This window comes from Bacillus sp. AP50 (assembly GCF_040492675.1).
Classification (GTDB): domain Bacteria; phylum Bacillota; class Bacilli; order Bacillales; family Bacillaceae_G; genus Bacillus_A; species Bacillus_A cereus.
In genome coordinates this window covers 1-11,513 of record NZ_JBEUTW010000295.1, presented here as the reverse complement: position 1 = coordinate 11,513, position 11,513 = coordinate 1, and the positions used below count along the sequence as shown (strand labels likewise).

Genomic DNA, 11,513 nt, shown 5'->3' with positions numbered 1-11,513 from the left:
CAGATGTGTATAGGAGACAGATATTATAATTATAAGAGACGTAAGAAATTTCCTTTTCTGTTGAATAAAAAGGAAATTTCATTAGAATGTATAGACAACTACTCGTGCGTATATTAAGATGGAACTAGGCGAATAAGGTAATAATAAAAAGTAGGTAATTCATGGGAAAGGATCGATGAAAATGAAAACGCAAATTGTCATCAATGCCAAAATTTACACAGGTCAAGAAATAGTGGAAAACGGATTTATTCGTTACGCAGAAACCATTAAAGAAATTGGTTTGATGGCTCAATATGTACCACAAGAAAATGAAACTGTTTTTGATGCTACAGGGAAGATTGTAATTCCAGGTATGATCGATGTTCATATTCATGGTGGATACGATATTGATGCGATGGATGCAAATAGCGATGGGTTAGTAACTCTAGGTAAAGAAATGTTAAAAGAAGGGGTTACAACTTACTTCCCAACAACAATGACACAAGCTCCAGAGGCAATTGAAGCAGCGTTAACTGCTGCAAAAGAAGCAAAAGAAAAAGGAGCGCATTTCGAATATATTCACTTAGAAGGACCTTATGTTTCAAAGAAACGTGCAGGTGCACAACCACTTGAACATATCGTTCCTGCAAATATTGAGCAATTTAAACAATGGCAAGAAGCAAGTGGGAATTTAATTAAATTAGTAACATATGCACCAGAAGAAGAGGGAGCATTAGAGTTTGAACAATATCTTGCTGAAACTGGTGTAGTTGGCACAATGGGGCATACAGATGCAATTGATGAGCAACTAAAAAATAGAAAGATTACACATGCGACACATTTATACAATCAAATGCGTGGATTACATCACCGTGAACCAGGAGTTGTTGGTCATGTGTTATTAAATCCAGATGTAATGGTTGAAGTAATTACAGATGGCATTCATATTCACCCTGATATGGTGAAATTAGCATATAAGTTAAAAGGACCAAAAAAAGTAAGTGTTATCACTGACGCAATGCGTGCAAAGGGTCTTGAAGATGGATTATATGAGCTTGGCGGACAGCCAGTACATGTAAAAGATGGTAGTGCTCGATTAGAAGATGGAACGTTAGCTGGTAGTATTTTAAAAATGGATCAAGCTTTCCGAAATGTAATTGAATTTACAGGTTGTTCAATCGAAGATGCAGTACTGATGACATCAGTTAACCAAGCAGAAGAGTTTGGATTAAATAATAAAGGTGCATTAGCGGTAGGAAAAGATGCAGACTTTGTTGTGATGAATGAAGATTTACATGTATATGATACGGTTCGTTTAGGAATTCATATGAAGGAAGGGAAGTAATTAAATGAATATTCTTGTTGTAAAAACTCCAGAAGAACTAGCAGAAGCAGGTTATAAATTAATTGAAGAAGTTGTAAAAACAAAAGAAAATCCAACGTTAGGAATGGCTACAGGAAGCTCTCCATTAGGTATTTATGCAGAAATGCGAAAAAATAAACTTGATACAAGCCGTGTAACCACTGTAAACTTAGATGAGTACGTAAATTTACCACATGAAGATAAAAACAGCTATCACTATTTCATGCAAGAACAGTTGTTTGATCATCTTCCATTTAAACAAACTTATGTACCAAACGGGATGGCAAGTGATTTAGAGGAAGAGTGCAAACGTTACGAGAGCATTCTAGCTGCTAACCCAGTTGACCTACAGATTCTTGGAATCGGTGAAAACGGTCACATCGGATTTAATGAGCCAGGAACACCGTTTAATTCTCCAACAAACATTGTTGAATTAACAGAATCTACACGCCAAGCAAACCTTCGCTTCTTCGAAAAAGAAGAAGATGTGCCAACTCATGCGATTACAATGGGAATTGGAAGCATTATGAAAGCGAAACAAGTTCTACTTGTTGCTATGGGTTCTAAAAAGGCAGAAGCTGTTAAAGAATTATTGCAAGGTGAATATAGTGAAGAGTGTCCGGCTACAGTTTTACAACGTCATCCGAATGTAACCGTAATCGCTGATCAAGAAGCTCTATCTTTATGCAGTGAGGCGATTGCTGATGAACATCGACAAGTATTCACCATTTCCGATCTATTATCAGATTCAAGAGTGGGTGAAACAGCTAATTGAGGACGGCGAATGGAAGCCGGGAGATAAAATCCCATCTGAGAATGAACTTTGTGATAAGTTCGAAGTGAGTCGAATGACAATCAGACAGGCGATTAATAATTTAGTGGAACAGGGCTATTTATATCGGAAGCGTGGAATTGGAACATTTGTCCAACTTCCGAAAGTGGAACAAAAATTGCAAGGAATGACGGGATTCACAGAAGACATGATTTCTCGTGGGATGAACCCAAGTAGTCAATTACTTAGTTTCCGCCTAGTTCCAGCTACTGCGAAAATAGCAGACCGGTTGAGAATACAGGAGGGGGAATCGGTTTATGAAGTGAGGCGTATTCGCTTAGCTGATGATGAACCGATTGCTTTTGAGACGACATATTTGTCGCCAGCTCTTGTAAAAGATATTAACGAAGAGATATTGCAACAATCTTTATATGAACATTTAGAGAAAAAACTGGGCTTTAAACTTGTTAGCGCTACTCAGTCAATTGAAGCTTCCGTTGCGACGGAAAATGAAGCTGAACATCTGCATATTCCTAAAAAGGCGCCTGTACTTGTAATGCGTCAATGGTCATATTCAGAAGGTGAGGTACCGCTAGAGTACGTGAAATGTATTTATCGTGGAGATCGTTATAAATTTATTACGAATATCGCACGTAACAAATAGTATATTTCAGTTTGTGAAGTACAGTGGAATTGAAAATGGTTAACATGTAAAGAAATAAAAATACGACTCATCCTTATAAGGAATGAGTCGTATTTTTATTATGAGCAATTACGTGGTTAACAGCATCTTTGACGTGATTTACTACATAGTGAGCGTGATTTTTTACTGCATTATCTGCTTGTGACATAGCAAAACTGTGAGGAGTTAAAGAAAACATAGGAATATCATTGTAAGAATCCCCTATACAAGCAATTTCCTCAGGTTTTATTTGAAACTCATTTAATAAAACAGAAATGGCAGAGCCTTTACTAACATTCGGTGGCATTACATCTAAACATTGTTCTGCTGAGATGAAAGTACTAACTTTCCCGTGGAATTTTTCATCAATTTTTTTCTGAAGGAGTTGTAAGCTCTCCTTTGTTCCACCGACAGAAATTTTATTTGGGAAAATTGTATCATCAATCTTCTGTAGTAAGTTTGGTTCTTCAACAGAAGTCATAGTTACTTGTTGTTCAAGTTCTTGAATAAAAGGTGTTTTCTCTTCAATGTAATAATTATGCTCATCACTTACATAACGGAAATAAGGATCTTCATTCGTCATAGCTAACAAATCGGGAAGTATGCTGGAATCAAAAGTTGCAGATAATAGTTGTTTATTTTCATGTGTATATACAAAAACACCATTTACACTAATGCGATGAAAATTTGTATTTACAGCTTTCATTAAGTCTGCAATTTCATTATCAAGTCTTCCGGAAGCGAAGCAAAGAATAACATTTTGTTCGGCAAGGCTGCGTAGTGCCGCAACATCTTGTTCATCAATAAGACCTCCGTGTTGCATCATTGTACCATCGATATCACTTACAAACATTTTAATCATGCTGTTATCTCCTTTCTATGTACAGTTGCTCTTACATTATACGCATCATATATAAACATGTCTAAAAAATGAATTTTTATTAAATGGCAGATGTTTTACATTGACGACAAAGAAGAATATTCTGTAACATAAAAGTAGGCTATTTAAGTACGAGGGTGGTGTTATATGAGTAATTATCTAGAAATTAAAAAAGTTTTAAATAATAATGTCATCATTGCTAGCCATCCGGAACACGAGGAAGTAGTAGTGATTGGTAAAGGAATTGGATTTGGGAAAAAAGCGAAAGATGTATTGGAGCAAGAACAAATCGAAAAAATGTTTGTCTTAAAAAATGAACGTGATCGTGAACAATACAAATTATTAGTGCCGCATATTAGTGAAAAATTAATTGAATTGATGAACGATATTATGCTGTACATTCAAGAAAAAGCGAAATCTCCACTAAATGAACATATTCATATTGCGTTAACGGATCATATTTCATTTGCGATTAAAAGGTTAAAACAAGGACTTACAATTGATAACCCTTTTTTAGTTGAAACAAAAATGCTCTATCCAGAGGAATATGAAATTGCGGAAGGTGTTGTACAACTTTTAAATTCTCGTTTGCAAATTACATTGCCAGAAGGAGAAATTGGTTTTATTGCACTTCACATTTACAGTTCGCTTACAAATTCTGATTTATCTTCAGTTAATCAAAACTCCCGTCTCATTGCACAACTTGTATCTTTAATTGAGACAAACTTACAAATTACATTAGACCAAGAGAGCATTCATTATTTACGCCTTATTCGTCATCTTCAATATGCCATTGAGAGGGTGAAAAAAGGAGAAAAAGTAGAAGAATCGCAAAGTTTTGCTGATTTATTAAAGGCGGAGTATCCAGTTTGCTATAACTTGGCTTGGAAGCTAGTTAAGGTCATGCAAAAAGAGTTGCAACTACCTGTATATGAAGCTGAAAGTATTTATTTAACGATGCACTTGCAACGCTTAGTAAAGGCAGAGCATGTGTAAAAAGTCATATATTTTTGTCTAAAATGAAAACGTTAAAAAAAATGATTGAATCGCTTACAATAGTTATGTATAATAACTATTGCAAAGTTATACAAATTTCGACAAACACATTAAGGTGAGTAACGAAAACGTTTGCCTTAATTATAGTGAACTTATACGTAAACCTATTTTTGACACGTGTTACTGATTCGATCAGGCATGAGTGGAGAAAAGTAAGGAATGTAAGCTAGAGAAAGGGATATACTACCCTTTGTATAGCTATCGTTCTATCTTTTTTTCCTCATGTCTTTTTGGCGTTTGTCGGAAGGTATCAATATAGATAAGAGAGGAAGGGTTTCCATGTTTAAGAATATCTTTGGTGTTCTTCAAAAAGTCGGAAAAGCGTTAATGCTTCCAGTAGCGATTTTACCGGCGGCAGGTATTTTACTTGGATTTGGTAATGCATTTCAAAATCCACAGTTAACAAATGTTATTCCTGCTTTAAAAGCAGATTGGTTCGTAATGGTTGCAAAAATTATGGAACAATCTGGTGATATTATTTTCGCTAACCTTGCATTATTATTCGCAGTTGGGGTAGCAATTGGTTTAGCTGGTGGAGACGGAGTAGCTGGTTTAGCAGCATTCGTCGGCTACTTAATTATGAACAAAACGATGAGTGTGTTCTTAGAAGTAGATAAGCTAGTGAAAGTAACAAGTTCTGGAGCAGACCCAGTAAAAATTGGATTTGCAGATCCAGCGTATGCAAACGTATTAGGTATTCCAACGCTACAAACAGGAGTATTTGGTGGTATTATCGTCGGTATAGTAGCGGCATATTGCTATAATAAATACTTCAACATTGAATTACCATCATACTTAGGTTTCTTTGCAGGTAAGCGCTTCGTACCGATCGCAACTGCAACATTTTCTTTAATAGTAGGTATTATCATGTGCTTCATTTGGCCATACATTCAAGGTGGCTTAAACACGTTCTCACATCAAATGATTGATGCAAATAGAACAATCGCAGCATTTATATTCGGTTTAATTGAACGTTCATTAATTCCATTTGGATTACATCACATTTTCTATTCACCGTTCTGGTTCGAATTCGGTCAGTATACAAATGCAGCTGGCGAATTAATCCGTGGTGACCAAAAAATCTTTATGGCACAGTTAAAAGACGGTGTAGAATTAACAGCAGGTACATTTACAACTGGTAAGTATCCGTTCATGATGTTTGGTCTTCCAGCAGCAGCTTTAGCAATGTACCATGAAGCACGTCCAGAAAATAAAAAATTAGCAGCAGGTATTTTAGGTTCTGCAGCATTAACATCTTTCTTAACAGGTATTACAGAGCCACTTGAATTTTCATTCTTATTCGTAGCGCCAGTATTATTCGGAATTCACGCTGTATTTGCTGGTCTATCATTTATGACAATGCAAATTTTAGGTGTTAAAATTGGTATGACATTCTCTGGTGGTTTAATTGACTTCCTATTATTCGGTGTATTACCAGGCCGTACAGCATGGTGGTGGGTAATTATTGTTGGTCTTGTACTAGCAGTTATTTACTACTTCGGATTCCGCTTTGCAATTCGCAAATGGAATCTAAAAACACCTGGTCGTGAAGTGGCAAATGCAAATGACGGCGCAGGAAAAGCAGAAGCAGGCGAACTTCCTCGTGAAGTATTAGTAGCACTTGGTGGTAAAGAAAACATTGCTTCTTTAGATGCTTGTATTACTCGTTTACGTGTTCAAGTTAACGAACAAAAGAATGTAAACAAAGACCGCTTAAAAGAACTTGGAGCAGCTGGCGTACTTGAAGTTGGAAATAACATTCAAGCTATTTTCGGGCCGAAATCTGACACATTAAAATCACAAATTCATGATATTATGTCAGGTCGTACACCTCATGTTGAAAAAGAAGAACCTGTAAAAGTGGAAGAAACTCCTCAAAAAGTTGATGAAAATGAAACAATTGTATCACCAATCGAAGGAAAAATCTTACCAATTACAGAAGTACCTGACCAAGTATTCTCAGGAAAAATGATGGGAGACGGATTTGCAATTGAACCAACTGAAGGAACAGTAGTTTCTCCAGTGAACGGTGAGATTGTCAATGTATTCCCTACAAAACATGCGATTGGCATTCAATCTGAAGGCGGAAAAGAAATTTTAATCCACTTCGGTATTGATACTGTAAAATTAAATGGTGAAGGTTTTGAAGCGCTTGTAGCACAAGGCGACAAGGTGAAACAAGGCCAACCATTATTAAAAGTAGATCTTGCATTTGTAAAAGAAAATGCACCATCTATCATTACACCAATTGTCTTTACAAACTTACAACAAGGGCAACAAGTCGAATTGAAAAAAGATGGAAATGTTAAGAAGGGCGAAACCGCTATTATTGACATTCAGTAGGAATTTGACGCAAAATGTTTATAATTATAATAGGCGATGTGGTTGACCGAACATCGCCTATTATATACAATAGATGGTGTAGTACTCACGTCTATACAACTAAAAAATACTGTAATTTAAAGGAGATAAATTATCATGGAAAAAATCTTTAAAGTAACTAGCGACTCAGGAATTCATGCTCGTCCAGCAACTCTACTTGTAAACACTGCAAGCAAATTCGGTTCTGACATTAACTTAGAGTATAACGGAAAGAACGTTAACTTAAAATCAATCATGGGCGTTATGTCTTTAGGCATTCAACAAAACGCAGAAATTAAAATCACTGCAAATGGTGATGATGCAGCTCAAGCACTAGCAGCTATCGAAGAAACTATGAAAAACGAAGGATTAGGAGAATAATGACTCTTAACATTCAAGGGATCGCTGCATCAAGTGGGATTGCTATTGCAAAGGCTTTCAGACTTGAAAATCCTGAATTTAACATTGAAAAGAAATCAATTACAAACGAAGCTGCAGAAATTGCACGCTTAGACGCTGCGCTTGAGAAAGCAAAAACTGAATTAGAAGCTATTAAGGACCACGCATTTGCTGAACTAGGTGCTGACAAAGCTGCGATCTTTGAAGCACATTTATTAGTGTTAAATGATCCAGAACTAGTAAACCCAGTAAAAGATAAAGTAAATAGCGAAAAAGTAAATGCTGAATTTGCAATGGATGAAGTTGCATCAATGTTTATTTCTATGTTTGAAAACATGGATAACGAATATATGAAAGAACGTGCTGCGGACATTCGTGACGTAACAAAACGCGTTCTTGCACATTTACTAGGAATTAACTTCTCAAATCCTGGTACAATTTCTGAAGAAGTAATCATCATTGCTGAAGATTTAACACCATCTGATACAGCTCAGTTAAACCGTAAGTATGCAAAAGGTTTCACTACTGATATCGGTGGACGTACATCTCACTCTGCAATTATGGCTCGTTCTATGGAAATTCCAGCTGTTGTTGGTACGAAAGTTGTTATGGAGAAAATCCAAAACGGCGATATCGTTATCATTGACGGTTTAGATGGAGAAGTAATCGTAAACCCATCAGAAGAAACTCTTCGTTCGTTTGAAGAAAAGAAAGCGAAATTTGAAGAGCAAAAAGCTGAATGGGCTAAATTAAAAGACCAAGCTACTGTAACAAGTGACGGACATCACGTTGAGCTTGTTGCAAATATCGGAACACCAAATGATGTACAAGGTATTATCGATAATGGCGGAGAAGGCGTTGGCTTATACCGTACAGAATTTTTATACATGGGCCGTGACAATCTTCCAACAGAAGAAGAGCAGTTCGAAGCGTATAAAGCAGTTCTTGAAGGTGTAAAAGAAGGTCAACCAGTCGTTGTTCGTACACTTGATATCGGTGGAGATAAAGAGCTTCCATACTTACATTTACCAAAAGAAATGAACCCATTCTTAGGATACCGTGCAATTCGCTTATGTCTTGATGAGCAAGATGTGTTCCGTACACAACTTCGTGCATTACTTCGTGCTAGCGTATACGGTAACTTAAAAATTATGTTCCCAATGATTGCAACTCTTGATGAGTTCCGTCAAGCGAAAGCAATTTTATTAGAAGAGAAAGCGAAACTTGTAGAAGCGGGTACAACTGTTTCTGATTCTATTGAAGTTGGTATGATGGTTGAAATCCCAGCTTCAGCAGTATTAGCAGATCAATTCGCGAAAGAAGTTGACTTCTTCTCTATCGGAACAAATGATTTAATCCAATACACAATGGCTGCAGACCGTATGAACGAACAAGTATCTTACTTATACCAACCATATAACCCATCTATTTTACGTCTTGTAAAAATGGTTATCGATGCTGCTCATAAAGAAGGCAAATGGGCTGGTATGTGTGGTGAGATGGCGGGCGATTCACTTGCTATCCCATTATTATTAGGATTAGGTTTAGATGAGTTCAGTATGAGTGCAACATCTATTCTTCCTGCAAGAACACAGCTAAGCAAGTTGTCGAAAGCAGAAATGGAAACATTAGCAGAAAAAGCATTAATGATGTCAACTGCTGAAGAAGTTGTTGAACTAGTTAAAAGCATATAATCAATAAAAAAACCTGAGCCGATTTGAAATCGGTCTCAGGTTTTTTCTATGAGAAAAGTAAATCTTATTTGCTTACTATCGAGGATAAGAGACAGAATTAGATAGCGATTGCAACGATATCAGTTGGGCATACACGTAAAATACCAGTAAAAGTATTTCGATTTTGATTGTTCTTATCGTCTTTATTGTTATCTTTGTTATCTTTGTTATTACGAGCTAAAGCAGAGAAAAGAGCAACACCGTTAGCGAAACCTTCAAAAATTACATTATTGAAAGTGCCATTACCTCTAATGCTTAAAAGAGAAAGCTCTGTTCCAACTGAAATGCTAGCAAGTACGTTACATACAGCTGGTTGTTGTGGTCTAACTACTTCTCTCTCTTTCTCGCGATGTTCGCGATGGTCACACTCTCTTTCACGATGATGACAGTCTCTAAAGTTATCACAGCATCCAAATGATCCAAACATAATCCTCATCACCCCCTTCACACTTATAATCTATGTAAGTTCGGTAGTTAGTGACTGGACAGAGAGTGGAATTTTTTCTAGGGGATTTTCTCATTTTAAATGACTAGCTGGGTGTTTAGTATGGAATGATGTTTAAAATAGGGGGAATATAACAAAAAAATGTAAAAACCACCGAAATAAATGAAATGGGTAGCCTTTACACTTTTTTACTTTTATATAAAACGATGATATATACAGGAAGAGCTAGGAGTAGTGGCACAATGGATCGTGCAGTATGTTTTTCTGATTCTAATTGGAATGCTTCTTCTTTTGGAAATTGTAAAATGGAGATGTTTGCGGCATCACCAATAAAATATAGAAGCAGTACAGTTACTATGTAACATAAAAGTGCGATAAAGCTTCCGTATGAACTCAATGAAAATCCCTCTCTTGTTATCTATTTGTTATCATTGTATCATAATTGTAACAAAAATACACGGGTATATTTCAACACCTTAACAAAATTCGACACGAAACGTCACGTTTATTTATGAGGAGGGAATAGAATATACTTTTCCATAAGTATAAATGTCGAATGATTTGTAGTAATATTACAAAAGTATGACAGAAAATAAAAAACGAAGGCAACGTAGTTACCTTCGTTTTTTATTATTTTGCCCACTCACTCACTTGCTCTACGCTCATGCGAGGTGCAGGGTGGCCTTTTAAAGTTGATTCACCAATTGTAATAAGCATAATTGGAACGTAACGAGATGAAACGTTAAATTCGTCTGTCAGTGCTTGTGGATTGAAGCCACCAATAGCACAAGTATCCCAACCAGTTGCTTTAGCTGCAAGCATAAGTTGCATTGCTGCTAAAGATGCATTTGAAAAGGCAGCATCTCTTGGGAATTGTTCACGAGCATATGCAGATTCAATATTTTTAGCTAAGCGTTCTTTTGCTTCTTCTTTCATAAATCCTTGTTCTACAATTGGACCATATACTGGCTCAACATTTTTATAAGCTTCTAAATCGCCTAAAATAGCGACTACTGCAGAAGCATCAAGAATTTGTTGTTGGTTATAAGCTATTGGGTGTAATCGTTTTTGTACATCTTCGCCTTGAAAAACAAGGAATTTCCAGTGTTGTAAGTTCCAAGCGGAAGGTGCTTGTGCTGCGGCTTTTAAAATCTCATGTAATTCTGTAGATGAGATTTCTTTATTTGGGTTGAATGCACGTGTAGATGTGCGTTCATATAGAACGTCAAAAAAGTTGTCGTTTGTCATTGTATATCCTCCAAATTGTATATCGAATTATTTTCAAAAAAATAATATACACTACTTACATTTTGTAAGTTATCGAATTTAAGAATATAATATCTTTATTTTAATTGTCAAGTTTTAAAAATTAGCTAGGGCATTCATACAAACGATACAATTCCTACAATCATACACTAAAAAAGGAATTTATAGAGTGAAAAGCGAAGATAACATTCTCAATTAGCTTGTTAATATGTATCTCTCACAAATTAAAGTTTATTGGAGACCAGTCTTTTAAAAAAGTTTGTGAGGAATTCAGTAGAACAAGATATATGAAGTGAGTGAAGACTAGTGATGAACATACTACATTTTTTATTAGAGAATACGGTTTTCCAAAATGTGTTACAAGATCTGCAGTTAAATGTCCTTTATATAGAAAATGGATGTAAGCATCAACAAACGGTAGAAAATATCCATCCAAAATGTATGTTTATAGCAAATAGTTTTGAAGAGGGCGAACTATTATTTCAAAGAACGAAACCACACATTATCATTACGTATGTAACAGATTATTCTCAAATAAAATATATAAAGAATATGTATACTCCGCACAGTACATTCA

The 11,513-nt window shown here is 35.9% G+C and carries 11 protein-coding genes and 1 pseudogene; 8 read left to right on the top strand and 4 right to left on the bottom strand.

Features of this window, described 5'->3' with window-relative positions:
- Nucleotides 1–181 precede the first annotated feature (181 nt).
- From nagA to phnF, 3 genes are read left to right on the top strand one after another with little or no spacing between them, the layout of a single operon-like run.
- Complete coding sequence (gene nagA / locus ABWK52_RS20390; protein WP_002103552.1) at nucleotides 182–1,324, top strand: N-acetylglucosamine-6-phosphate deacetylase; 1,143 nt, start codon at nucleotides 182–184, stop codon at nucleotides 1,322–1,324.
- A gap of 4 nt (nucleotides 1,325–1,328) precedes the next feature.
- Nucleotides 1,329–2,117 carry a glucosamine-6-phosphate deaminase gene (nagB, locus tag ABWK52_RS20385; protein WP_001024210.1) on the top strand — a complete coding sequence of 263 codons (789 nt, stop codon included), beginning with the start codon at nucleotides 1,329–1,331 and terminating at the stop codon, nucleotides 2,115–2,117.
- Entirely contained in the window at nucleotides 2,047–2,778 is a 732-nt protein-coding gene (gene phnF / locus ABWK52_RS20380) for a phosphonate metabolism transcriptional regulator PhnF (protein WP_021727649.1), read from the top strand. The genes nagB and phnF overlap by 71 nt, the downstream gene beginning before the upstream one ends.
- Nucleotides 2,779–2,851: 73 nt before the next feature.
- Here phnF and ABWK52_RS20375 read toward each other — a convergent pair whose 3' ends face one another.
- Nucleotides 2,852–3,658 carry a Cof-type HAD-IIB family hydrolase gene (locus ABWK52_RS20375; RefSeq protein WP_000594245.1) on the bottom strand — a complete coding sequence of 269 codons (807 nt, stop codon included), beginning with the start codon at nucleotides 3,656–3,658 and terminating at the stop codon, nucleotides 2,852–2,854.
- Nucleotides 3,659–3,823: 165 nt separating this feature from the next.
- Between ABWK52_RS20375 and glcT the strand changes: the two genes are divergently transcribed.
- The 4 genes from glcT to ptsP all read left to right on the top strand — a co-directional run bounded on the left by glcT (nucleotide 3,824) and on the right by ptsP (nucleotide 9,186).
- Nucleotides 3,824–4,672, top strand: coding sequence for a glucose PTS transporter transcription antiterminator GlcT (glcT, locus tag ABWK52_RS20370; protein WP_000073854.1), 849 nt, complete (start codon nucleotides 3,824–3,826; stop codon nucleotides 4,670–4,672).
- A 339-nt stretch (nucleotides 4,673–5,011) separates the two neighbouring features.
- A complete protein-coding gene (gene ptsG, locus ABWK52_RS20365; protein ID WP_000475797.1) occupies nucleotides 5,012–7,075 on the top strand; it encodes a PTS glucose transporter subunit IIABC in 2,064 nt (687 codons plus the stop codon).
- A gap of 135 nt (nucleotides 7,076–7,210) precedes the next feature.
- Complete coding sequence (gene ptsH / locus ABWK52_RS20360) at nucleotides 7,211–7,474, top strand: phosphocarrier protein HPr (protein WP_000411080.1); 264 nt, start codon at nucleotides 7,211–7,213, stop codon at nucleotides 7,472–7,474.
- Nucleotides 7,474–9,186 (top strand): phosphoenolpyruvate--protein phosphotransferase, encoded by a 1,713-nt coding sequence (gene ptsP / locus ABWK52_RS20355; protein WP_000174207.1) that lies wholly within the window; start codon nucleotides 7,474–7,476, stop codon nucleotides 9,184–9,186. The genes ptsH and ptsP overlap by 1 nt, the downstream gene beginning before the upstream one ends.
- A gap of 97 nt (nucleotides 9,187–9,283) precedes the next feature.
- Here ptsP and ABWK52_RS20350 read toward each other — a convergent pair whose 3' ends face one another.
- The 3 genes from ABWK52_RS20350 to ABWK52_RS20340 form a co-directional block, all read right to left on the bottom strand.
- Nucleotides 9,284–9,652: a DUF3915 domain-containing protein gene (locus tag ABWK52_RS20350; protein WP_000468039.1), complete on the bottom strand. Its 369-nt coding sequence runs from the start codon at nucleotides 9,650–9,652 to the stop codon at nucleotides 9,284–9,286.
- 196 nt (nucleotides 9,653–9,848) lie between these two features.
- On the bottom strand, nucleotides 9,849–10,067 hold the full coding sequence (locus tag ABWK52_RS20345; protein ID WP_000100485.1) for a hypothetical protein: 219 nt from the start codon (nucleotides 10,065–10,067) through the stop codon (nucleotides 9,849–9,851).
- A 233-nt stretch (nucleotides 10,068–10,300) separates the two neighbouring features.
- Nucleotides 10,301–10,918: a nitroreductase family protein gene (locus ABWK52_RS20340; RefSeq protein WP_000180372.1), complete on the bottom strand. Its 618-nt coding sequence runs from the start codon at nucleotides 10,916–10,918 to the stop codon at nucleotides 10,301–10,303.
- 327 nt (nucleotides 10,919–11,245) lie between these two features.
- On the opposite strand from ABWK52_RS20340, the pseudogene ABWK52_RS20335 reads away from it, so the two are divergent.
- A pseudogene (locus ABWK52_RS20335) lies at nucleotides 11,246–11,513 on the top strand (GGDEF domain-containing protein); the annotation flags it as partial.